At 69.8% G+C, this 23,971-nt stretch carries 18 protein-coding genes and 1 riboswitch; of the genes, 8 read left to right on the top strand and 10 right to left on the bottom strand.

Features of this window, described 5'->3' with window-relative positions:
• Nucleotides 1–2: 2 nt before the first annotated feature.
• The gene (locus C6N31_RS06365; RefSeq protein ID WP_138351139.1) at nt 3–380 is read right to left on the bottom strand and encodes a phage holin family protein; all 378 of its coding nucleotides are present in this window, start codon (nt 378–380) and stop codon (nt 3–5) included.
• A gap of 58 nt (nt 381–438) precedes the next feature.
• On the opposite strand from C6N31_RS06365, the gene C6N31_RS06360 reads away from it, so the two are divergent.
• Together C6N31_RS06360 and C6N31_RS06355 are read left to right on the top strand one after the other, a co-directional pair.
• The gene (locus tag C6N31_RS06360) at nt 439–756 is read left to right on the top strand and encodes a cupin domain-containing protein (RefSeq protein ID WP_138351138.1); all 318 of its coding nucleotides are present in this window, start codon (nt 439–441) and stop codon (nt 754–756) included.
• Between the two features lie 143 nt (nt 757–899).
• Entirely contained in the window at nt 900–1,115 is a 216-nt protein-coding gene (locus C6N31_RS06355) for a DUF5326 family protein (RefSeq protein WP_138351137.1), read from the top strand.
• A gap of 116 nt (nt 1,116–1,231) precedes the next feature.
• Here C6N31_RS06355 and C6N31_RS06350 read toward each other — a convergent pair whose 3' ends face one another.
• From C6N31_RS06350 to C6N31_RS06340, 3 genes are all read right to left on the bottom strand, one after another.
• Nucleotides 1,232–2,725, bottom strand: a complete 1,494-nt coding sequence (locus tag C6N31_RS06350; RefSeq protein ID WP_187144944.1) for a flotillin family protein — start codon at nt 2,723–2,725, stop codon at nt 1,232–1,234.
• Between the two features lie 182 nt (nt 2,726–2,907).
• Complete coding sequence (locus C6N31_RS06345) at nt 2,908–3,108, bottom strand: NfeD C-terminal domain-containing protein (RefSeq protein WP_138351136.1); 201 nt, start codon at nt 3,106–3,108, stop codon at nt 2,908–2,910.
• Between the two features lie 58 nt (nt 3,109–3,166).
• On the bottom strand, nt 3,167–4,477 hold the full coding sequence (locus C6N31_RS06340; protein ID WP_138351135.1) for a YibE/F family protein: 1,311 nt from the start codon (nt 4,475–4,477) through the stop codon (nt 3,167–3,169).
• Nucleotides 4,478–4,538: 61 nt separating this feature from the next.
• Nucleotides 4,539–4,651, top strand: a riboswitch (TPP riboswitch).
• Between C6N31_RS06340 and thiC the strand changes: the two genes are divergently transcribed.
• Entirely contained in the window at nt 4,645–6,462 is a 1,818-nt protein-coding gene (thiC, locus tag C6N31_RS06335; RefSeq protein WP_138351134.1) for a phosphomethylpyrimidine synthase ThiC, read from the top strand. Its footprint overlaps the riboswitch before it by 7 nt.
• 117 nt (nt 6,463–6,579) lie before the next feature.
• Here the strand turns inward: thiC and C6N31_RS06330 are convergent, their stop codons facing one another.
• The 5 genes from C6N31_RS06330 to C6N31_RS06310 form a co-directional block, all read right to left on the bottom strand.
• Entirely contained in the window at nt 6,580–8,034 is a 1,455-nt protein-coding gene (locus tag C6N31_RS06330) for an amino acid permease (RefSeq protein ID WP_138351133.1), read from the bottom strand.
• A gap of 157 nt (nt 8,035–8,191) precedes the next feature.
• Nucleotides 8,192–9,148 carry a hypothetical protein gene (locus C6N31_RS06325; RefSeq protein WP_138351132.1) on the bottom strand — a complete coding sequence of 319 codons (957 nt, stop codon included), beginning with the start codon at nt 9,146–9,148 and terminating at the stop codon, nt 8,192–8,194.
• A gap of 714 nt (nt 9,149–9,862) precedes the next feature.
• A complete protein-coding gene (locus C6N31_RS06320) occupies nt 9,863–10,753 on the bottom strand; it encodes a hypothetical protein (protein WP_306664950.1) in 891 nt (296 codons plus the stop codon).
• A gap of 148 nt (nt 10,754–10,901) precedes the next feature.
• On the bottom strand, nt 10,902–12,146 hold the full coding sequence (locus C6N31_RS06315; protein ID WP_138351130.1) for a metallophosphoesterase: 1,245 nt from the start codon (nt 12,144–12,146) through the stop codon (nt 10,902–10,904).
• Nucleotides 12,147–12,426: 280 nt separating this feature from the next.
• The gene (locus tag C6N31_RS06310) at nt 12,427–13,527 is read right to left on the bottom strand and encodes a LacI family DNA-binding transcriptional regulator (RefSeq protein WP_138351129.1); all 1,101 of its coding nucleotides are present in this window, start codon (nt 13,525–13,527) and stop codon (nt 12,427–12,429) included.
• Between the two features lie 293 nt (nt 13,528–13,820).
• On the opposite strand from C6N31_RS06310, the gene hisC reads away from it, so the two are divergent.
• The 5 genes from hisC to C6N31_RS06285 all read left to right on the top strand — a co-directional run bounded on the left by hisC (nt 13,821) and on the right by C6N31_RS06285 (nt 22,961).
• On the top strand, nt 13,821–14,894 hold the full coding sequence (gene hisC, locus C6N31_RS06305; protein WP_138351128.1) for a histidinol-phosphate transaminase: 1,074 nt from the start codon (nt 13,821–13,823) through the stop codon (nt 14,892–14,894).
• A 207-nt stretch (nt 14,895–15,101) separates the two neighbouring features.
• On the top strand, nt 15,102–16,610 hold the full coding sequence (locus C6N31_RS06300) for a cytochrome ubiquinol oxidase subunit I (protein ID WP_244809282.1): 1,509 nt from the start codon (nt 15,102–15,104) through the stop codon (nt 16,608–16,610).
• A gap of 16 nt (nt 16,611–16,626) precedes the next feature.
• The gene (cydB, locus tag C6N31_RS06295; protein WP_138351126.1) at nt 16,627–17,628 is read left to right on the top strand and encodes a cytochrome d ubiquinol oxidase subunit II; all 1,002 of its coding nucleotides are present in this window, start codon (nt 16,627–16,629) and stop codon (nt 17,626–17,628) included.
• 67 nt (nt 17,629–17,695) lie between these two features.
• Nucleotides 17,696–21,208 (top strand): thiol reductant ABC exporter subunit CydD, encoded by a 3,513-nt coding sequence (gene cydD / locus C6N31_RS06290; RefSeq protein ID WP_138351125.1) that lies wholly within the window; start codon nt 17,696–17,698, stop codon nt 21,206–21,208.
• Nucleotides 21,209–21,245: 37 nt separating this feature from the next.
• Nucleotides 21,246–22,961 (top strand): sensor histidine kinase, encoded by a 1,716-nt coding sequence (locus C6N31_RS06285; protein ID WP_138351124.1) that lies wholly within the window; start codon nt 21,246–21,248, stop codon nt 22,959–22,961.
• A 47-nt stretch (nt 22,962–23,008) separates the two neighbouring features.
• Here the strand turns inward: C6N31_RS06285 and C6N31_RS06280 are convergent, their stop codons facing one another.
• Nucleotides 23,009–23,866, bottom strand: coding sequence for a Cof-type HAD-IIB family hydrolase (locus tag C6N31_RS06280; RefSeq protein ID WP_381584511.1), 858 nt, complete (start codon nt 23,864–23,866; stop codon nt 23,009–23,011).
• Between the last annotated feature and the right edge of the window lie 105 nt (nt 23,867–23,971).

Below are 23,971 nucleotides of genomic sequence, written 5' to 3'. Positions count from 1 at the left end.
GCTCAGTCCTCGTCCGGCAGGAGCATGTTGAGGGCCCAGGACACGATGCTGATGATCAGGCCGCCGATCAGCGCCGCCCAGAAGCCCTCGACGTGGAAGTCGAGGCTGAGCTTTCCGGCGAGCCAGGAGGTGAGCAGCAGCATCAGGGCGTTCACGACCAGCGTGATGAGGCCCAGGGTGAGGATGAACAGGGGGAAGGACAGGAGTTTGACGACCGGCTTGACCAGCCAGTTCACCAGTCCGAAGACCACGGCGACCAGGATGACGGTGAGGACCTTGTGCCAGGTGTCGTCACCGGTGAGGGTGATGTCCTTGACCAGCCAGATGGCCACACCGAGGGCCCCGGCGTTGGCGAGTGTCTTGACGACGAAATTCTTCATGGTGTGATCGTGGCAGAACTGATCGCCCGGGCAAGAGATGCGACGAGGGAGAGCTGCGATGAAGGTGTTCCGGCTGGACGATCTGGAGGCGGAGCGGGCCGCCAACAACGGGGCTTATCTCAGCTTTCTGCGCGAACGGAACATGTCGGCGGGGCTGTACGCGCTCCAGGCCGGGGAGCTCGATCCGCAGACCCCGCACCAGCAGGACGAGATCTATCTGGTGGTGAGCGGCCGGGCGGCGATCACCGTGGGGGAGGAGACGACCACGGTGGCCCGGGGCAGCGTCGTCTATGTGCCGGCCGGGGTGCCGCACCGCTTCCACCACGTGACGGAGGACCTGCGGGTCATGGTCGTCTTCTCGCCGCCGGAGGCCTGAACCCCGGCGACTGAGGGTCGGACCCTGGGGTTCCGTAGGGGAACGGTCAGGGAAGGATCGGGTCTCCGACCCCTCCGCCGGCCCCCTTGTCGGCTCTAGAGTCGAAGCACGGGGACAACGAAGGAATCTGGAGGGAAACAGTCATGGAAGAGCTGGTCAAGGGTCTGCCCTGGTGGATCAAGTGGGTTGCGATCCCGGTGATCGCTCTCGTCGTCTTCGGCGGCTTGATCATGAGCCTGGTCGGCTTCGTCATCGGGCTGCTGTTCAAGGTGCTGGTCTTCGCGGCGCTGGTCGGCGGGCTGATCTTCCTGGTGAAGAAGTTCACCTCGGGATCCTCGTCCTCGCATCGTGACTGGTAATCCCCCGGGGGGCCGGAACCCGTACATCCCGTCCGCAGGCGGCACCCGCCGCGCCGGGCGGGGGCGGCGCGGCGCGATGACGCGCCCCGCCCCCGCCCTCACACGTGCTTCGCGGATCAGACCTGGTCGTCGTCCTGCAGCGGTATCAGATGGCTGCGGGGCGTCGATCCGTTGGGGGACGCCGGCGGCGGCACGGTGCCGGCGCCGTTCTCCGTGCCCATCGACGCGAGCAGCTGGCGGGCCAGTCCGAGCCCGGTGCCGCCCATGGTGAGTGCCTTCGCGAACATGTCGGACATACCGTCCGCGCCGTTGAGCAGCACCATGTGCTCCACGTTGCCGAACGCCGAGGCGCCCGCCTTCACGATCTCCGGCCAGTTCTCGGCCAGCTGCTGAGCGACCACGGCCTCCTGGTTGGTGGCCAGTGCCTCCGCGCGCGCCTGGATCGACGCGGCCTCGGCCAGGCCCTTGGCCTTCGCCGCCTCGGCCTCCGCGAGCCCGCGGGCCTGCGTCGCCGCCGCCTCGGCCTCACCGGTCGCCCGGGTGGCCGCCGCCTGGGCCAGCCCGCTGACCTTCGTCATCTCGGCCTGCGCGGCCGCGGCTATCTTGACCCGGTTGGCTTCGGCGATGGCCGCCAGCTCGGTCTCCTTCGCCTTGGCCTGTGCCGCGGAGATGCGCACATCGCGTTCGGCCTCGGCCAGCGTCCGCTTCTCGTACGCCTTCGCGTCCGCCGGCTTTCTGACGTCGACCTGGAGCTGCTGCTCGCGCCGCTGCGCCTCCAGCTCCGCGACGCGGGTCTCCTGGACCACGACCTCCTGCTTGGCCGCGGCCTCCGACAGCGGTCCTGCCTGCCGTGACGTCGCGGCCGCCTTGTCCCGTTCGGCCTGGTAGCCGGCCTGCAGGATCTCGCTGTCCCGGGTCGCCTCAGACATCCGGGCGGCGGCCTTCTGCTCCGCCTCGGTGGCCAGCCGGTCCGCCTCGGCCTGGGCGATCCGCGCGTCCCGGTGGACGGCCGCGGCGTGCGGCGCGGCCAGGTTCTTGATGTACCCGGTAGGGTCCTCGATCTCGTGGATCTGCAGCGAGTCGATGATCAGGCCGAGCTTCTCCATCTCCGAGCCGGAGGCGGCCCGGGTCTGCCCGGTGAGCTTCTCGCGGTCACGGATCATGTCCTCGACCGTCAACCCGCCGACGATCGACCGAAGATGACCGGCGAAGACGTTGTGCACCCGGTCGCCCATGAACTTCTGCTGGTCCAGGAAACGGCGGGCGGCGTTGGCTATCGACACGAAGTCGTCGCCGACCTTGAAGATGACGACTCCGCGCACCTTCAGCGGAATGCCCTGCTGCGTCACACAGTCCACCAGCAGCTCGGTCTCGTTGAGATCGAGCGAGAGCTTGCGCACGGCCTGGACACCGGGGACCACGAACGTCCCGCGCCCCGTGACGATACGGAATCCCAGGCCCTCCTCGATGCCCTCGGTCCGGTGCCGGGAACCGGAGATGACAAGCGCCTCGTTCGGCTCCGCGACCCGCCACATCAGCTTGAACAGCCCGATCACGATGATGATTGCGGCGAGAACGAGTCCCGCCACGACGCCGATGATCATCGGCATACGCCCCCCTCACAGCGGCCCCCATGCGGGGCCTGACGAACGCGAGTGTGCTCCCGCGCAAGGCCGCGGTGAACACCCTGACGGAACCTTGGCGCAGTCTTGATACGAAGCCCGCTCGGCCGAAGCCGGAAGCTCACATCAGCTGCCGCCGGAAGCTCACCCGGCCGAGGTCTGAAGCCCGCTCAGCCGAAGGCCGCGGCCACGTAGACCGTCCGCGGAGCCTGGTATTCCACGACCACGATCTGCGTCCCGGTCTCTATCCGCTCGCCCGGTGTGACCGGATACGCCAGGAACGCCTCGGCGCCGCCCCGTACTTGGACGATCACCTCGCCGACCAGCCCCGGGCCGATCCGCCCCGTCACCCTGCCCTGCAGCCCGATCATCCCGGCCATCGTCCCCCCGTTCACCGCCGCCACCCGCCCCCGCGGGTGCGGCCTGCCGCTACTTCCCCCGGCGCCGGTGGCCGCCGCCGGTCCTCGCGGGGAGAGTGTCCCCCGCCTTCGGTCCGCCCGTCCTCGTATTGTGCCGGTCGGCACTGACAACGAGCGCCGCCAGCAGCGTTGTCAGGGGAACCGACGCGACCAGGCCGATGCTGCCGACCAGCGTCCGGACGATCTCCTCCGCCACCAGTTCGCTGCTGGCGACCCGCAGCACCCCGCTGCGCGCCACCGAGAACAGCAGCAGGAGCGGCAGCGCCGCACCCGCGTACGCCATCACCAGGGTGTTCACCACCGACGCGATGTGGTCCCGGCCGATCCGCATGCCGGAGCCGTAGAGCTTGCGCCAACTCGCGCCGGGGTCGGCGTCCTTGAGCTCCCACACCGCCGAGGTCTGGGTGACCGTCACATCGTCCAGGACGCCCAGCGAGCCGATGATGATGCCGGCCAGCAGCAGGCCCTTGATCTCGATGCCGGGGTAGAGGGTGTGGACCAGCCCGGTCTCGTCCGAGGTGTTGCCCGTCAGATGCGCCCAGGAGATGAAGACCGAGCCGAGGATCCCGATCAGGAAGAGCGAGCACAGCGTGCCGATCACCGCCACCGACGTGCGGGCGTTGAGCCCGTGGCACATGTAGAGCGCGATCAGCATGATCGCGCTGCCGCCGATCACCGCCACCAGCAGTGGATCGTGGCCGTGCAGGATCGCCGGGAGGATGAAGAGCGTCAGGATCGCGAAGCTGATGACCAGCGCGATCAGTGCCATCAGACCGCGCAGCCGGCCGACGGCGATCACCGCGAGCGCGAAGATCACGGCCAGCAGTGCGAGCGGGAAGCCGCGGTCGACATCCGTCACCGCGTACTGCAGCTCCTTCGGAGCGTCGGGTGCGTACGCCACCACCACGCCCTGGCCCGCCGTGTAGCGGCGGGTCTGGTCGGGATGCACGATCTCGGTGAACGTCCGGCCCTTGTCCTTGCCCGTGGTGACCTCGATGGTCGCCTTCTCGCAGCGTTCCGGCGCGGAGGCGGCGGCGCCGGGCGTGGACTGTGCCGGTGACTGTGTGTTCGCCTCGGCGCAGGCGACGTCGTCGATCCTGGTGACGCGCGCCTGCTGGGTCTGCTGGTCGAAACCGACCCCGGTGCGTGCGTGCGGGGGCGCCCCACCCGGCCACAGCACGATCAGCCCGGCGAGCACCGCCGCGGTGAAGGGCACCAGAACCACCGCGATGACCTTGCGGAGATGCTTGGAGACCGGCGGCACCGGACCGTGACCGTGGGTGTGCGAGTGCGCGTGGGGCGACGCCTGGGGAGTGTCCACGGACCGATCATCGCAAGACCCCCTGGTGTGCGTTCGTCCGCACCCGCTACCGTGGGGGCACCTTTGCAATCGCGGGAGCTCGGAGCACCGGGCTGAGAGGGCGCTGAAGAACTGCGCCGACCGCTGAACCTGTTACCGGGTAATGCCGGCGTAGGGAGTTGGGTCTCATGACCACGCAGGATGCACGCATGCCTGTCTCCGTTCAGCCCGTTTCGACGGATAAGCCCGTTTCGGCGGAGCCGTCCGTCGCTCCGGAGAAGCGCGAGCCCGGCTGGCACAAGGGCTACCTGACCGGCACCAGGCCGGACATCCAGGTCCCCGTGCGCCAGGTGCACCTCACCACCGGCCGTGACGTGACGCTGTACGACACGTCGGGGCCGTACACCGATCCGAACGTCACCACCGACGTCCGCCGCGGCCTGGCGCCGCTGCGGGAGAACTGGATCATCGGCCGCGGCGACACCGAGGAGTACTCGGGCCGCCCGGTCCGCCCCGAGGACGACGGGATCAAGCACACCTCCCCCCGCGGCGGTCTGCGGAACCTCGACGCGGTCTTCCCCGGCCGCCCCCGGATTCCCCGCAGGGGCCGGGACGGCCAGGCGGTGACGCAGCTCGCGTACGCCCGCCGCGGCGACATCACCCCGGAGATGGAGTACATCGCGATCCGCGAGAATGTCTCCCCCGAGGTGGTGCGCGAGGAGATCGCGGCCGGCCGGGCCGTCATGCCGATGAACGTGAACCATCCCGAGATCGAGCCGATGATCATCGGCAAGCGGTTCCTGGTGAAGGTCAACGCCAACATCGGCAACTCCGCGGTCACGTCCTCCATCGAGGAGGAGGTGGACAAGATGACCTGGGCCACCAAGTGGGGCGCCGACACGGTCATGGACCTGTCCACCGGCCGCAACATCCACACCACCCGTGAATGGGTGCTGCGCAACTCCCCCGTGCCGATCGGCACCGTCCCCCTCTACCAGGCACTGGAGAAGGTCGACGGCAAGGCCGAGGAGCTCACCTGGGAGGTCTACAAGGACACCGTCATCGAGCAGGCCGAGCAGGGCGTCGACTACATGACGGTCCACGCCGGCGTGCTGCTGCGGTACGTCCCGATGACCGCCCGCCGCAAGACCGGCATCGTCTCGCGCGGCGGCTCGATCATGGCGGCCTGGTGCCTCGCGCACCACAAGGAGTCGTTCCTCTACGAGAACTTCGAGGAGCTCTGCGACATCCTCGCCTCCTACGACGTCACGTACTCGCTCGGCGACGGCCTGCGCCCCGGCTCCATCGCGGACGCCAACGACGAGGCGCAGTTCGCGGAGCTGCGGACGCTGGGCGAGCTGAACACCATCGCCAAGCGGCACAACGTGCAGACCATGATCGAGGGCCCCGGGCACGTCCCGATGCACAAGATCAAGGAGAACATCGACCTCCAGCAGGAGATCTGCGAGGAGGCGCCGTTCTACACGCTCGGCCCGCTCACCACCGATGTCGCGCCCGCCTACGACCACATCACCTCGGGCATCGGCGCCGCGATGATCGCCTGGTGGGGCACCGCGATGCTCTGCTACGTCACGCCCAAGGAGCACCTGGGCCTGCCCAACCGCGACGACGTCAAGACCGGCGTCATCACGTACAAGATCGCGGCCCACGCGGCGGACCTGGCCAAGGGCCACCCGGGGGCGCAGGACTGGGACGACGCCCTGTCCGACGCCCGCTTCGAGTTCCGCTGGGAGGACCAGTTCAACCTCGCCATGGACCCGGACACCGCGCGTGACTTCCACGACGAGACGCTGCCGGCGGACGGCGCCAAGACCGCGCACTTCTGCTCCATGTGCGGTCCCAAGTTCTGCTCGATGAAGATCAGTCAGGACATCCGCAAGGAGCACGGCGGGGACCTGCTGCTGGACCCGGAGGCCGGGATGCGGCAGAAGTCCGAGGAGTTCGCGGCGAGCGGTAACCGGGTCTACCTGCCGCTGGCGGACTGACGACGGCCCGCTGACCACCGCACATGCGTGAGGTCCCGGTGGGAATCCCACCGGGACCTCTGCGGTGCACCGACGTCGGGTCGTGCGCGTCAATCGGGTCGATCGGGTACCGCCGGGTCAGATCAGGTCCATGGCGGCCACTTCGTCGGGACGGCCGTAGCTGACCGGTCCCTGGAAGCGCTTCCGCGCGGTGGCGAACCACCAGACGGTGGCGATGAGCAGCACCACACCCAGGGCGATCGGGGCGTAGTTGAACGAGGTCGTGGTGATCGGGGAGACCTGGGGCAGCATGAACAGCACGCTGCTGAGGACGATCCAGGTCACGGCGACCGATCCGACGACCTTGCCGTAGCGCCCGAGGTTCCAGGGGCCGGACTCGAACTCGTCGCCCAGGCGCAGCCGCAGGAAGATGGGCACGCCGTAGGCGAGGAACAGCCCGACGACATTGACGCTCACAATGGCGGTGAAGGCGGTGTGGGACCACCAGCCGGGCAGTACCAGAACGATGGAGCAGGCCGCCGCGAGCCATACCGCCTTGACGGGCGTACGGGTGCGCGGGGACACGGAATGCCACCAACGCGAACCGGGCATCGCACCGTCACGGGAGAACGCGAAGATCTGCCGGGTATTGCTGGTCATGTTGGCCAGACCGCAGAACAGCATGGCGCCGATGACGATCAGCAGCAGCAGCTTGGCGGTGCCCATGCCGAGCGCGTCGATGAGAATCTGCACGGGCGGTGCGGCGGAGCTCGCCTCGGCGGCGTAATCACGAATCGCGTACACCAGGGCGAGCATGAGAATCAGGCCGATGCCGGCGGAGTAGGCGATCGACCGCATGATGCCCTTGGGCGCGTTGACCGTTGCCTGCACGGTCTCTTCCGACATGTGGAAACTGCCGTCGAAGCCGGTGAAGGTCCAGCTCGTGACGAGCAGACCGAGCATCGCGCCGTAAATCCCGTTGGAGAAGCCGGTGTTGTTCTCGAAATGCGTGACGAAGGAAACCGACTGGTGGTGGTCGGGTATGACGGTCAGACAGACGACGATCACGACCATGCCGATGAACAGCCACCACACGGATATGCGGTTCAGCAGGGCGATCAGCTGCACCGTGTAGGTGTTGGCGAGCGCCTGCAGCAGCAGGATCACCGCCGTGATGCCCACGGTGCGCTGCGCCGTCACCTCGTAGTCGGTCCACTGCATCGCGATGAAGGCCTGGATGAACGTGGCGGCGGCGTAGCCGGTGGCGGCCGTCCCGCCCACCTGGCCGACGAAGTTCAGCCAGCCGGTGTACCAGGACCAGGCGCCGCGGTGCCGCTTGGCGAGCTTGCCCGCGGAGAAGTACAGCGCGCCGCTGGTCGGATAGGCGGAGGCGATCTCTCCCATCGAGGCGCCGACGAACAGCACCATGATGGACACGCCTATCCAGCCGAATATGAGAATCCGCGGACCGCCGGCCGCCATGCCGAAACCGAACGAGGAGAAGATACCGGCGATGATGTTGATGATGGTGAAAGAGATCGCGAAGTTGTCAAACGCGCGAAATCGCCGGGTAAGTTTCCGCGGATAGCCCATGGCATGCAGCGTCGCGTCGTCGTCGAGGGCGGCGACGGGCGCTGGAGGACGAAGGGTTTTCGAGTGTGAAAGAGATCTGTGCTCGGTCACAACCGCAGCCTTTCTGAGACATGGAGGACGGGAGGACTTCGTCGTGCGATGTGGAGCGGAATAGGGATCAGGCGGCACTCGGAATCGGCAGTCCGCACAGCTTTCTGGCCCTGGTCAGTTGTTCCTCGGGCGCTCCGAACGCACTCCAGGGCATACGGGACGCATAGGGTCCTGACGCCGTGAGCACTTCCCGCGCCTCGAATTCGAGCTTCGCCATGACCAGGGCATGCGCCAGATAGGCCAGGTCGAGCACCGGGGTGAACCGGTACTTGGCCGTCTCGGGAAACCAATGGGTGTAGATCCCCATCGTGGTCGCTTTCCACTGGGGCTGTTCCCAGGTGCGGTCCGCCAGCAGTGCGGAGGGGTCGTAGTCCTCGACCAGCGCCACCAGAGGCAGCAGCCGCAGCGGCGAGGAGGTCGGTGCCCGGTGGCTCAGGAACGAGGCGACGTCCCATCGCGCGCTCGCCGAGCCGCCGTTGCGGGTGAAGAAGAAGGCCAGGAACCGGTGGTGCGCCTCACGGTGCCAGGGGTCGAGCCGGAGGATGTGGGCGAAGAGGTACCAGGGACCGGTCGGCTCGGTCAGCAGTCCGCGCGGCGCGGGATCGCGGGGTCGCTGGAGCCGGGTGAGCGCCAGTTGGGTCACCCAGGGAGTCGGGTCGGTCGGCAGCATCTCCGAGGCCCGTTCGCACGCGCCCTGCGCTATGCGGACCAGCGCGCCCTCGCGGAGATCGCCGGCGTCGGCCATCCGTAACGCCCGGAGCATCGCCACCCGCGCCCACAGCAGCGCGGACTCGGCGCTGGGTTCCTCGGCCAGCCAGCGTTCGGCCAGGTCGGAATCCGCTGCCTCGGAGGCCAGTACGAGGGACCGGTGGGCCCGCACTTCGAAATCCCCGCGGGTCTCCTTCAGGATCTCGCTGGCGCTGAGGTACCGCCCGGCCTTCACATCCATGCACGCTCGGGCCAACTGACGATCATCGGCCGCCGGATGCCACACGTACTGCCCCTCGAACGAGCCAGCAGTCACTATCCCCCTCCAGATCCTGCAGACGACACCACCCGCACCCGCACATTCCGGTCATGCTGAATTCAGCCAGACCCTCTGAATTCAGCCAGGCACCTTCCGTAGATCCATCGGCAGCGGGTCACACCCTACTCATCATCAACTCGTATCGAAACCAGTCGTCCGGAGCAACTCGTTCCACGCCAATTGCCGTCTGCGGCAATGCAGTCGGGCCCGATCCGCGCGGTTCGACTCCGGCCGTCCGGGTTGTCGAGCAGTGTGCGCCGAAGTATGCACATGGCATATGCGCGGACAGGTGGGAACGTCCCGTCGGCACTCTCCGGATCGAATACCACGGGAGCGATGGCGCGCCGCTGACCTGCGGTTCTGCGGGAAGTCCCGTTGGGGGCGCGCCCATTCGAAACACTCTCGAAGGCGAAGTTGTCCACGGATTGGACTTTGTGGGCCGGCGGCGGCATTGCGTTAACGTTTCAACCAGTTGGGCGTGGAGCCGCAGCTTTCTCGCGCGGCTTCAGGTCCCTTCCGCTGTCCGCGTAGTCGGGGACGCCGCCCGGGCCCGGTGCCTGACGCGCTCGACACCGGGGTGAGACGGGCTACGCCGTACCGCCTCCGGCGCGCACCGTAGGTGCGTTCATGCGTCACATGGGGGCGGATGGCATCAAATTCGCACTATAGGTGCGGACTTCCGCATTCCGCCCATACTCACAACCGGGTGCGCTATCTCGAACCCTCGTCCGGGCCCGTGAAGTCGGGGCTCGAAAAGTCCGGACTGGAGAAATCGGGGCTGGAGAATCGATGGCCCGGTCCTGGGGATTCCTCGGGGCCGGGACTGGTGAAGTCCGGGCGGGAATAGCCGAGTCGGGGCATTCGTGAGGGCTGGCTGCCGTTGGAGCGCGGAGGCTCGAAGTCCGGATGCGGCGCCAGGGCGGCGTTCGTTCTGGCCTCGGCGAGGAAGGGCAGGACGCCGCGGTCGCGCAGGGCGCGCCGCCACGCCTCGCGGGCGGCGGCGACCTCGGGCGGCAGCGAGTCGGAGTCGTCGTCATGGATGGCGCTCGCGCTGTCGCGCAGGGCGGTGAGGAGCAGGCCGACCATCCCGACCAGGATCCCGCACCCGGTGACGCCCGCGAAGAGCCAGCCGGCGGTGCGCAGCGGTGCGGCGATGGCGGGTTCCGGCGTCATCGCGTGCAGGACGTAGCCGATCAGCAGGAAGATCAGCGCGGCGGTGCCCGCCAGGAGGGGTGTCAGCACGGCGACCACCGCGAACAGCCCGGCGCCGGAGCCCGCGGAGTCCGCTACGCCCATGGCGGCGTAGCTGAACGCCCGGTTGTCCGCGGCCGTCACGGGCTCCGTCCGGCGGATGACCGCGGACTCCTCGAGGGCCTCGCGGATCTGCTCGCGAACCTTCAGGTACTGCTGGTACTCCGGTGCGGCGCAGGCGGAGATGACCTCCGCGGCGCTCAGCGCCATGGTGCGCAGCTGTTCGCTATTGAGCACGCCTTCGTGCCCGCCGTGCTCGTCGTGCCCGGTGTCCGCGGAGTGCAGTGCGTCGTCGAGGACTCGTTCGAAGTCCGGGCGGTCTTCGTTGAGCAGGTGTGGAGCGCTGTTCATGTGCATCCCCCGATGCTCCGTCTCCGGACCTCCCCGCTGAATGTGGAGCCGGTCGGCCGGTGAAGCGGAGGAGAGCGTGCCTTACGGATATAGCGATGGTAGAGCGCGGGATGAGGGGGTGACAGAGTGCTTCCCGGAAATCTGCCGATCAGGAAAGGGGTGGGAGTTCGGCAACGAGCAGTCGGCCGTCCATGGTTACGCCACCGTCCATTGCCAATGCCAAGTTCTCGGCATATGCCATCGGGCCATTGACGACCGGGGTGCGTTCCTCCCCGTCCGCGGTGTATTCGCCGCCGACCTCGCCGAGCAGGTACGGGATGGGGCTGTGGCCGTGGACGACCTGGTGGCCGCCGTAGGTGTCGAGGAGTTCCCGGGCGGCCTGCGGGCCGTTGTCGCCGCGGAAGGCGAAGCGCTTGGTGAGCTTGCGGAACAGGTCCCAGCACTCGTCCGCGTCGCCGCGCTGGAGGATGCCGGTGACGGCGTCGTTCATCGCGTCGATGGTGGTGCCGTAGTCGAGGTACGCCGTGGTGTCGGAGTGCAGCAGCAGATGACCGTCGGTCAGGTGCGCCGCGTCGAGCCGGGACATCCACGTCAGATGGCGGTCCTCCAGCCGGTCCATGTCGGAGGGCTGGCCTCCGTTGAGCCGCCAGGCGGCGAGGAACGACGCGGTGCCACCGGTGGAGTTGACGGGGGTGTCGCCGAAGCGGTGGGCGCCGAGCAGCAGCAGCTCATGGTTGCCCATGATGGCCTTGGCGTAGCCGCCCGCGGCGGCCGCCTCGGCGGAGAGCTGCATGACGAGCTCGATGACGCCGATGCCGTCCGGACCGCGGTCGGTGAAGTCACCGAGGAACCACAGCCGGGCGGTGCCCGCCGACCAGTGGCCTTCGGCGTCGATGAGGCCCTGGGCGTGGAGCGCCGTACGCAGCTCGTCGATGTACCCGTGGACGTCGCCGACGACGTAGAGCGGACCGGGCTGGTCCGCGTCGACGGGAGCTATCACCGGGAGGTCGTGCGCGGTGGGGGTGTAGTCCTCCGGCACCAGACGGGTGTCGAGCTGGGTCGCCTCGTACCCGGCCGGGGGCGCGGCGGCCGGCACCTGGACCGGGGCCGCCGGCGCGGCGAAGGACGCGGGCGCACCTGCCGGCCCGTCCGCACCGATCGCGGCACCGGTACCGGGCGCACCGAGAACGCCTGGTGTGCCTGGCAAGACGGGAGCACCGGAAGCGTCGGCGAACCCGTACGACCCGTTGCCGGGCGCGGCTGCCTGACCGGTCTGCCGACCGCCTTCCGGTCCGGCCTCCGGACCCGCGTCCGGACCTGCCGGACGCCAGCTCACCATCGCCTTGAGCACGGGCCCGTGACCTGCCCCCTGTGTCATCGACCCCTCCACCATCGCGCCGCCATCCGCCCATCATAGGAATGACGCTGTCGTGGTGTGACATACCTGGGTGCCGGGTTTTCGGCCGGTGCCGACAAACACCCCCTAAATCGGCGTCCTGGGGCGGTCCGGCGGCCGATTCGGGTTCCTGCTCGGACTCCTGTGCCGACTCCTGAACAGGTTTCCGCACGGAGTCCGGTGCGAACTTCCGCGCGGGGTTCCGGTTCCGGATCCCCGCGCGGACTTCCCGGCGGCTCGTGCGCGGTGGTGCGGTTCGGGTTTCCCGGGCCAGGCGTCAGCCCCCGGCCGGACTGCGCGGGGGACTCACCGTGGTGCGGTGCGTACGGCGCTGGGACGAGGTGCGGACGATGAGGTCGGTCTGCATGATCTGCTGGACGGGATGGGTGGCACCCACCCCTTCGATCGCGTCGATGAGGAGCTGGACCACCGCGGTGCCGATCTTCCCCGGTTTGAGGGACAGCGTGGTGATCGGCGGTTCGGTGCTCGCGTAGACGCTGCTCTCGCTGCAGCAGACCAGCAGCAGATCGTCCGGCACCCGCAGCCCGTAGCGGCGGGCGGCGGCCAGCAGATCGGTGCCGTTGGGGTCGAAGAGACCGTAGACGGCGTCGGGCCGGTCGGGACGGGCGAGCAGCCGGTCGGCGGCGACGGCGCTCGCGCACGGGTCGTGGGCGGGGTAGGACTCGTAGACCGGCTCCTGGCCCACCCGCTCGCACCATTGCAGGTACGCGGTGGTGGAGAGCCGGGTGTAGGTGTCGGTGCTGGTACCGGTGAGCAGGCCGATCCGGCGGGCTCCGGCGGCGGCGAGGTGGTCGAGGATGCCGAGGACGGCTTCCTCGTGGTCGTTGTCGACCCAGGCGTGGACGGGGAGGCTGCCGGCGGGCCGGCCGTCGCTGACCACCGGTACGCCCTGGCGGACGAGTTCCATGACGACGGGATCGTGGTCGGAGGGGTCGATGACCACGGTGCCGTCGAGTGCGACGTTGCTCCACACGTCATGGCGTGAGGAGGCGGGGAGGATGACCAGGGCGTAGCCCCGGGCGAGGGCGGCCGAGGTCGCGGCTCTCGCCATTTCGGCGAAGTACGCGAACTCGGTAAAAGTGAACGGTTCTTCGCCGTAGGTGGTGACCGTCAGGCCGATTAAGCCCGATCGGCCGGTGCGCAGTGTGCGGGCTGCCGCGGACGGGCGGTAACCCAGCCGTTCGGCGACCTCCCGGACATGGCGGCGGGTGGCGTCGGGCAGTCGGCCCTTGCCGTTGAGTGCGTCGGAGACAGTCGTGATCGAGACACCGGCGGCAGCGGCGACATCTCTGATGCCTGCCCGCTCGAGCCGGCGTCCGATGGGCCGGCTCGCCTGGTGGTTCCCTGCTGCTGTCATGGCGACCCGATAGTAGGGCGGGGTTGGTCCGTCCGCTGGGGCCCCGAAAAGGCATTCAGACGGTACGTTTCTGCAAGATCAAGAGTGCCTTGTGGGGTGTAATGTGCAGCTCGCAAGCGCTTTCTTCGCGTGAGTACCGGCGTCGCGGGGACGATCTCCTGCCCATTGGTTCGTATTGCGGGGAGGTATCAACTCACTCCTACGAGGGATGCGCACCACCGCGTGCGCCACCGGCGCACGGTGTGGCGCACGGCACTTTCCCACTCCCTCACGCCCCCTCGTATGGTGTGGTCATGACCCCGAAGCTGCGCGCGGAACTGGACGGCATCCCCACCTACAAGCCCGGGCGACCCCCGGTCTCGGACGAGGGTGCTCCGGCCTACAAGTTGTCCTCCAACGAGAACCCCTTCCCGCCGCTGCCCGGCGTGCTGGAGGCGGCCACCGCCGCCGCGGGTTCGTTCAACCGTTATCCCGACGCCGCGTGCACCGAGCTGATCGCCGAGCTGGCGCACCGCTTCGGAGTGCCGCAGACGCACATCGCGACCGGCACCGGCTCGGTCGGCGTCGCGCAGCAGCTGCTGCAGTCGACCGCGGGGCCGGGTGACGAGGTCATCTACGCCTGGCGTTCCTTCGAGGCGTACCCGATCATCACGCGGATCAGCGGCGCGACGCCGGTGGAGGTACCGCTCACCGACGGCGAGGACCACGACCTGGACGCGATGGCGGACGCCATCACCGACCGGACCCGGCTGATCTTCATCTGCAACCCCAACAACCCCACGGGCACCGCGGTACGCCGTGCGGCGCTGGAACGCTTCCTCGACCGGGTGCCGTCCGATGTGCTCGTGGTCCTCGACGAGGCGTACCGCGAGTTCATCCGGGACGCCGACGTGCCGGACGGTGTCGAGATCTACCGCGACCGCCCGAACGTCGCGGTGCTGCGCACCTTCTCCAAGGCGTACGGCCTGGCCGGTCTGCGGGTAGGCTTCGCCATCGCGCACGAGCCGGTCGCGGCCGCGCTGCGCAAGACCGCGATGCCGTTCGGTGTGAGCCAGCTCGCGCAGGACGCGGCGGTCGCGTCGCTGCGCTCCGAGGAGGCCCTGCTGGAGCGGGTGGCCGGCCTGGTCACCGAGCGGGACCGGGTCGTCGGGGCACTGGCCGCGCAGGGCTGGGCGCTGGCGGAGACGCAGGCGAACTTCGTCTGGCTGCGGCTGGGGGAGCGCACCCTGGACTTCGCCGCGGCGTGCGAGCGGGCCGGGGTGGCGGTACGGCCGTTCCCGGGCGAGGGCGTGCGGATCACCATCGGCGAGACCGAGGCCAACGACCTGCTGCTGAGCACGGCGGACGCGTTCCGCAAGGAGCTGTAGCTCCCTTTACCACCTGCCGTTTTCGCCCCCTTCCACCCCCCGGTGGGAGGGGGCGAACTGCTGTGCGCGATACTTAGCTTGTGAATGCGTTCACTTTCACAAGCGGACGTGTTTGCCCCCTTTCCTATGGGTTCCACGCGAGGGTTGGGGGGAAAAGTTCGAGTTTGGACCGGTGCAGGTGAACCGGTACAGGTAAGGAGTCGTGACGTGCAGCTCTCGCTGGAAACCGTCGACGTCGCGCGATGGCAGTTCGGCATCACCACCGTCTACCACTTCCTCTTCGTCCCGCTGACGATCAGCCTCTCCGCGCTCACCGCGGTCCTGCAGACCGCATGGGTCCGCAGCAAGAACGAGAAGTACCTCAGGGCCACCAAGTTCTGGGGCAAGCTCTTCTTGATCAACATCGCCATGGGCGTGGCCACCGGGATCGTCCAGGAGTTCCAGTTCGGGATGAACTGGTCGGACTACTCCCGGTTCGTCGGGGACATCTTCGGAGCCCCGCTCGCCTTCGAGGCACTGATCGCGTTCTTCTTCGAGTCCACGTTCATCGGGCTGTGGATCTTCGGCTGGGACAAGCTGCCGCAGCGCATCCACCTCGCCTGCATCTGGATCGTCTCGATCGGCACGATCCTCTCCGCGTACTTCATCCTGGCCGCGAACTCCTGGATGCAGCACCCGGTCGGCTACACCTACAACAAGGTGACCGGCCGCGCCGAGCTCACCGACTTCTGGAAGGTCATCACCCAGGACACCACCCTGGTCGTGGTCTTCCACACCATCACCGCGGCCTTCCTCACCGGCGCCGCGTTCATGATCGGCATCTCCGCCTACCACCTGGCGCGCAAGAAGCACATCGCCGTGATGCGCACCTCACTGCGGCTCGGCCTGGCCGTCGCCGTCGTCGCGGGGCTGCTCACCGCGATCAGCGGTGACTCGCTCGGCAAGGTCATGTTCAAGCAGCAGCCGATGAAGATGGCCGCCGCCGAGGCGCTGTGGGACGGCGAGGGGCCGGCCCCGTTCTCGATCTTCGCCGTCGGCGATGTCGACAAGGGCCACAACAAGGTCGCCGTCGAGATCCCCGGGATACTGTCCTTCCTCGCCGACGGCAACTTCTCCTCGTACGTGCCCGGCATCAACGACATCAACAAGGCCGAGCAGCAGAAGTACGGCCCCGGTGACTACCGGCCGAACATCCCCACCGCCTACTGGGGCTTCCGCTGGATGATCGGCTTCGGGATGACATCCTTCGCGGTCGGCCTGGCGGGACTGTGGCTCACCCGCCGCAAGCTCTGGGTCGCCGAGGAGCACCGCACCGGCGAGGACGAGGCGCCGAAGCTGATGCTCACCAGGAACACACCGTTCGGCGACCGGTTCGCCGCCTGGTACTGGCGGATCGCGCTGTGGACGATGGTCTTCCCGCTGCTGGCCAACTCGTGGGGCTGGATCTTCACCGAGACCGGCCGCCAGCCCTGGGCCGTCTACGGGCTGCTCCGCACCTCCGACGCGGTCTCCCCCAATGTCTCCACCGGCGAGGTGTTCGGCTCGCTGATCGCCTTCACCCTGCTCTACGCGGTGCTCGCGGTCGTCGAGATCAAGCTGCTGCTGAAGTACGCCAAGGCCGGACCGCCCGAGCTGACCGATTCCGACCGGAATCCGCCCACGAAGATCGGCGGCGACTCCACCGACGCCGACCGGCCCATGGCCTTCTCGTACTGAGAGGAAGGAGCGCGACATGCACCTGCACGACGTCTGGTTCGTACTCATCGCCGTCCTGTGGACCGGCTACTTCTTCCTGGAGGGCTTCGACTTCGGGATCGGGATCCTCACCAAGCTGCTGGCCCGCGACCGCCCCGAGCGCCGCGTACTGATCAACACCATCGGCCCGGTCTGGGACGGGAACGAGGTGTGGCTGCTCACCGCGGGCGGCGCGACGTTCGCCGCGTTCCCCGAGTGGTACGCCACGCTCTTCTCCGGCTTCTATCTGCCGCTGCTGATCATCCTGCTCTGTCTGATCGTCCGCGTCGTCGCCTTCGAGTACCGCTCCAAGCGGTCGGAGGACCGCTGGCAGACCAGCTGGGAACAGGTGATCTTCTGGTCCTCGCTGCTGCCGTCCGTGCTGTGGGGCGTCGCGTTCGCCAACATGGTGCGCGGTGTGAAGATCGACGCGAACAGGGAGTACGTCGGCACCTTCTGGGATCTGCTGAACGTCTACTCGATCCTCGGCGGGCTCGTCACCCTCACGCTCTTCACCTTCCACGGCGCGGTGTTCGCCGCGCTCAAGACGGTCGGCGACATCCGGACCCGGGCTCGCAGGCTCGCCTTCCGGCTGGGCATCACGGCCGCGGTGCTCGCGGTGCTCTTCCTGGGCTGGACCCAGAAGGACAGCGGTGACGGCACGACGCTCGGCGCGCTGATCGTCGCGGTGGTGGCGCTGGTCGCGGCGGTCCGGATGATCTGGATCGGCCGTGAGGGATGGTCGTTCGTCTTCTCCGGCATCACGATCGCGGCGTCGGTGGCGATGCTCTTCCTGGCGCTCTTCCCGAACGTCATGCCGTCCTCGCTGAACGCCGCGTGGAACCTCACCGTCACCAACGCCTCGGCGACGCCGTACACGCTGAGGATCATGACGTGGTGCGCCGCGGTCGCGACGCCGGTCGTGCTGATCTACCAGGGGTGGACGTACTGGGTGTTCCGCAAGCGGATCGGCACCCAGCACATCGCCGAAGTCCACTAGCCACGGTCAGACAGGGTCCGGGGCCCGTTGCGGCCGGCCGAGCTCTTCGCCGAAGGGAATGTTCCACGTGAAACCAGTCGATCCGCGTCTGCTCCGGTACGCCCGCGCCAGCCGCGTCTTCCTCGTGGCGTCCGTGGCCCTCGGCCTGGCCGGGGCGGGGCTGGTCGTCGCCCAGGCGATGCTCATCGCCGAGATCGTGGTCGGCGGATTCCAGCACGGTCTCGACGCCGGCGAGCTGCGCACTCCGCTGCTGCTGCTCGCCGCCGTCGCGGCCGGCCGCGGGATCGTCGCCTGGCTGACCGAGCTGTGCGCGCACCGCGCCAGCGCGGCCGTCAAGTCGGAACTGCGCGGCCGGCTGCTGGAACGGGCCACCGCCCTGGGCCCGTCCTGGCTCTCCACCCAGCGCACCGGCGAACTCACCACGCTCGCCACCCGCGGGGTCGACGCGCTCGACGACTACTTCGCCCGCTATGTGCCGCAGCTCGGACTGGCCGTGGTCGTACCGGTCGTGGTGCTGGCCCGGATCGTCACCTCGGACTGGGTCTCGGCGCTCACCATCGCGCTGACCCTCCCCCTCATCCCGCTGTTCATGGCGCTGATCGGCTGGGCCACCCAGGACCGGATGAACCGTCAGTGGCGGCTGCTCGCACGGCTGTCCGGGCACTTCCTGGACGTCGTCGGCGGCCTTCCCACCCTGAAGGTCTTCGGCCGGGCCAAGGCGCAGGCCGAGTCCATCCGCACCATCACCGACGAGTACCGGCGCGCGACCATGCGGACGCTGCGGATCGCGTTCCTGTCGTCGTTCGCCCTGGAACTCCTCGCGACGATCTCCGTGGCGCTGGTCGCCGTGGGCATCGGCATGCGGCTGGTCCACGGGGATCTGGACCTCTACACCGGGCTCGTCGTCCTGGTGCTCGCGCCCGAGGCGTATCTGCCGCTGCGGCAGGTGGGCGCGCAGTACCACGCGGCCGCCGAGGGGCTGGCCGCCGCGGACGAGGTCTTCGCCGTCCTGGAGACGGCTCCGGCCACCGCCGGGACGCTGCCCGCCCCCGATCTGCGGCACGCGGTCATCACCGTGGACGGTCTGACGGTGCACCACGAAGGCCGCGAGCGGCCCTCGCTCTCCGAGGTCTCCTTCACTGTCTCCCCCGGTGAGACGGTCGCCGTCGTCGGTCCCAGCGGTGTCGGCAAGACCACGCTGCTGGCCGCGCTGCTCGGCTTCGCGCAGCCGTCCGGCGGCCGGATCCTGGTCGACGGCACCGATCTGGCGTCTCTCGACCCCAGGAGCTGGCACCGGCAGATCGCCTGGGTCCCGCAGCGGCCGCATCTCTTCGCCGGGACCGTCGCCGAGAACGTCCGCCTGGCCCGGCCGGATGCCACCGACGAGCAGGTGCGGGCCGCCCTCCGTGACGCGGGCGCCCTCGACTTCGCCGGCCTGGACACTCCGCTCGGTGAGGGCGGCTCCGGAATCTCCGCAGGGCAGCGCCAACGGCTCGCCCTCGCCCGCGCCTTCCTGGCCGACCGTCCGCTGCTGCTGCTCGACGAGCCGACCGCCAACCTCGACGGTGACACCGAGGCGGCCGTGGTGGCCGCCGTCCGCCAGCTGGCGGTGGGCCGCACTGTCCTGCTCGTCGTCCACCGGCCGGCCCTGCTCGCGGTGGCCGACCGCACGATCCGGCTGCGGCCCGCGGCGGTCGAGGTGACCGCCGTCAGAGACCGGAGTCCCCTGGCAGCCCGTCAGGGACCGCTGTCGGCCGGCACGTCGACCACGTCGCCCGTCCTGCCCGTGGACGCGTCGCCCGCCGCCGATGGGGGACGTCCGCTGCGGCGGGTGCGCCGGATGGCGGGGCCGTTGCGCGGACGCTTCGCGCTGGCGCTGCTGTTGGGGGCGCTGGCGCTCGGGTCCGCGGTGGGTCTGATGGCGACGTCCGGATGGCTGATCAGCCGGGCGTCGCAGCAGCCGCCGGTGCTGTATCTGATGGTCGCGGTCACGGCGACGCGGACGTTCGGGATCGGGCGGGCGGTGTTCCGCTACGCGGAGCGGCTGGTGTCGCACGACGCGGTCTTCCGTTCGCTCGCGGATCTGCGGGTGGCCGTCTACCGGCGGATCGAACGGCTCGCGCCGGCGGGCCTGCGGGAGACGCGGCGGGGCGATCTGCTCTCCCGGCTGGTCGCGGACGTCGACGGACTGCAGGACTACTTCCTGCGCTGGCTGCTGCCCGCCGGTGCTGCGGCGGGTGTCTGTGTCGCGTCGGCGGCGTTCACCGGCTGGCTGCTGCCCGAGGCGGGCGTGGCGCTGGCGGCCGGTCTGCTGATCGCGGGCGCGGGTGTCCCGGCGCTGTCCGCCGTCCTGTCGCGGCGGGCCGAGCGGCGGCTCGCGCCGGCGAAGGGCGAGCTGTCGACGCAGGTCGTGGACCTCCTGACCGGTACCGCCGAGCTGACCGTGGCGGGCGCGCTGCCGGGCCGGCGGGAGCGCGCCGCGCGCTCCGACCGCATCCTCACCCGGATCGCCGCCCGGTCCGCCGCGACGACCGCGCTGGGCGCCGGACTGGCCGCACTGGTGTGCGGTCTGACGGTGGTGGCCTGTGCTTACGCCGGGATCCAGGCGGTACGGGACGGCCGGCTCGACGGGGTCGCCCTGGCGGTCGTGGTGCTCACCCCGCTCGCCGCGTTCGAAGCGGTCACGGGGATGCCGCTCGCGGCGCAGTACCGGCAGCGCAGCCGGGCGGCGGCGCTGCGGGTGCACGAGGTGCTGGACGCGCCGGATCCGGTCCGGGAGCCGGAGCGGCCGGCCGAGCCGCCGGCGCTGCCGTTCCCGCTGGTCGTCCGGGATCTGACGGCCCGCTACCCGGGCCAGGACCGGCCCGCGCTGGCCGGGCTGGACCTCGAACTGACGCAGGGCCGCAGGATCGCGGTGGTCGGCCCGTCGGGTGCGGGCAAGACGACCCTGGCGCAGGTGCTGCTGCGCTTCCTCGACGCGGAGAGCGGTTCGTACGCTCTCGCCGGTACCGAAGCGGCCGCGCTGGACGGCGACGAGGTACGCCGGCTGGTCGGTCTGTGCGCGCAGGACGCGCATGTCTTCGACAGCTCGGTCCGCGAGAACCTGCGGCTGGCGCGCCCGGCCGCCGATGACGACGCGCTGCGCGCGGCCCTTGCCGCGGCCCGGCTGGACGCGGACCTGGACACGCTCGTCGGCGAGCACGGGGCCCGGCTGTCCGGCGGGCAACGCCAGCGCCTCGCGCTGGCCCGCGCGCTGCTCGCCGACTTCCCCGTCCTGGTGCTCGACGAGCCGGCCGAGCACCTGGACCTGCCGACCGCGGACGCGCTCACCGCGGATCTGCTCGACGCCACCCGGGGCCGTACGACCGTGCTGATCACGCACCGGCTGGCGGGCCTGGCCGGGGACGCCGTCGACGAGATCGTCGTCCTCGACCGGGGCCGCGTCGTGCAGCGCGGTACGTACGCGGAGCTGGCCGCCGTCGAAGGACCGTTCCGCCGCACCCTCGAACGGGAGCGCGCCGCGGACCTGGCGGCGGACGCGGCCGGAACGACGGACGCGGTGGGCCTGGTAACGGTCTGACCGGCGGGGACAAAGCGGACCAAATACGCTGAGGGACATGGCAGACGACAGTGCGCCGACCACTCTCAGCTTCCAGGGCATGGCCTCCCAGATCACCGTGCGCCTGCCCGAGCTGCTGGAGGCCGTCGTCTCCGTCGGTACCGGCCTCGAGCTGCACACGACGCTGCGCAGGATCGTCGAGACGGCCGCCGAACTGGCCTCCGCCCGCTACGCGGCGCTCGGTGTGCTCAACGCCGACGGCACCGGCCTCGCCGACTTCGTCACCCACGGCATCGCCGAGGAGGACGCCGACCGCATCGGCGCCCTCCCGGACGGCCGTACGGGGTTGCTCGGCGAGCTCATCCGCCATCCGGTGCCGTTGCGGCTGGCCGACCTGACGAAGGACCCGCGGTCGTCGGGGGCCCCGCCGGACCACCCCCCGATGCACGCCTTTCTCGGGGTGCCGATCCGCGTCCACACCGAGGTCTTCGGAAACCTGTACCTGACCGAGAAGCGCGGTGGCGGTGAGTTCACCGAGGAGGATCTGCATGTGGTGCGGATCCTGGCCACCGAGGCGGGGATCGCGCTCGGCAACGCGCGGCTGTACGAGGCGACCCGTCAGCGCGAGCGCTGGATCAACGGCTCGGCCGCCCTCACCACCGCACTGCTGACGGGCGACGCGGCCGAGGACGCGCTGGACGTCGTCGCCGAGCAGGCCCGCAAGCTGGCCGAGGCCGCCGCCGGGCTGGTGCTGCTGCCGACCGCGGAGGGCGGTCTGGAGGTCGTCGCGGTCTCCGCGGACGAACCGGCCGGGATGCTCGGCACCGTCATCGAGGCGGCGAGCCCGGTCGCCGAACTGCTGCTGAACGGGGAGCCGGTCTTCGTCGACGACTCCTCCATGGACGTGCGGATGACCACGCATCTGGCGCCCCGGTTCGGGCCCAGCATGATGCTTCCGCTCAAGAGCAACGGCCGGGTGATCGGCACGCTCGCGCTGCCGCGCGAACGCGGCGGCAAGCTTTTCACCGAGGTGGAGCGCACGCTGGCCACCCAGTTCGCCGCGCAGGCCGCGCTGGCGCTGCTGCTGGCCGACGTTCAGCGCGACCGGGAGCGGCTGGCGGTCTACGAGGACCGCGACCGGATCGCCCGTGACCTGCACGACCTCGTCATCCAGCGGCTGTTCGCGACCGGTCTGATGCTGCAGGGCGCCCAGCGCCGCTCGGTGGTCCCGCAGGTGCGGGACGGGATCGGCAAGGCCGTCGACGAACTGGACGCCACTATCCAGGAGGTGCGCACCGCGATCTTCGCGCTCCAGCAGGCCCCCGCCGACGCGCCGGCCGGCCTGCGGACGCGGGTGCTGCGGGAGATCGGCACGGCGGCCGTACCGCTGGGCTTCCAGCCGTCCGTGCGGTTCGTCGGGGCGGTGGACGCGCTGGTCGGTGAGCTGACCGTGAAGAACCTGATCGCCGCACTGCGGGAGGTGCTGTCGAACGCCTTCCGGCACGCGGGCGCGAGCCGGATCGACGTGGTGATCGACGCGACGGTCACCCTTCCGGGCGACGCCGGGGGCGGCGGTGACGGCGACGCGGACGGGGACGGTGTGACCGGAGTGCGGCTGACGGTCACCGACGACGGGGTGGGCATCCCGGAGGACGGCCGCCGCAGCGGACTGAGCAATCTGGCGCGCCGGGCGGAGGCCCTCGGCGGGTCGAGCCGTTTCGGGCCGGGGCCGGACGGCGTGGGGACGACGGTCGTCTGGGAGGCGCCGCTGTAACGGCGGCTGTCCCGTGAGTTCCGTGCCGTCGGGTCCGTCCTGCCGGTTCAGTTGCTGCGGGCCGCCAGGATCCGCTCGATGATCCGGGCGACGCCGTCGTCCTCGTTGGCGGTGGTGCGGTGTGTGGTGGCGGCCAGGACCGCGGGGTGCGCGTTCGCGACCGCGTACGAGGTGCCCGCCCAGCTGAGCATCGCCAGGTCGTTCGGCATGTCGCCGAACGCGACGACCTCATCGGCCGACACACCGCGCTCCGCGCAGCACCGGGCGAGGGTGGTGGCCTTGCTGACCCCCGGGCCGCTGATCTCCAGCAGCGCGGACGCGCTGGAGCGGGTGATCTCGCCGTGCTCCCCGGCGGCGCTCAGCGCCATGGCGAGGAACGCGTCCGGGTCGGCGTCCGGGTGCTTGGCCAGCAGTTTCAGTACCGGTGCGCCGTTGTCGGCGAGCAGTTCCTCGGCGGGCGCGATCACCGCGTCGGGCATCGGGGCGTACGGCGGGTACGCGGGCTCGTACGAGAAGCCGTTCGTCCGTTCCACGGCGAAGGTCGTGCCGGGGACGGCCGCGCGCAGCGCGTCCACGACCGTGAGAGCGTCCTTCGTGTCGAGCGGGTACGCGGCGAGCAGCGTGCTGCGGTGCAGGTCGTAGACGGCGGCGCCGTTCGCGCAGATCGCCATCCCGTGCCGGGCGGTGTGCTCGGCGACGACGTTCATCCAGCGGGCCGGCCGCCCGGTGACGAAGAAGACCTCGATACCGGCCGCTTCGGCGTCCGCGAGCGCGGCGATCGTCCGGGCCGAGACCGTCTTGTCGTCACGCAGCAGCGTGCCGTCGAGGTCGGTGGCGATCAGCCGGGGCGTGCGGGCCGACGGGCGGGCGTCCGGGGACTGGGGATGCTCGGGGGCTGAGGTCACACCCCCCATCCTCCCGTATACGGCCACGACACCCGTACACAGGTACGGGCGCGCCGCGCCCGCGGACGGCCGCGGCAGGCCCCCCATGGCACGAGCGGCTCGTGC

It is taken from the genome of Streptomyces fildesensis, assembly GCF_016107395.1.
Classification (GTDB): domain Bacteria; phylum Actinomycetota; class Actinomycetes; order Streptomycetales; family Streptomycetaceae; genus Actinacidiphila; species Actinacidiphila fildesensis.
The sequence above is the reverse complement of the archived record's forward strand: the minus strand, read 5'-3'. Positions and strand labels throughout refer to the sequence as shown.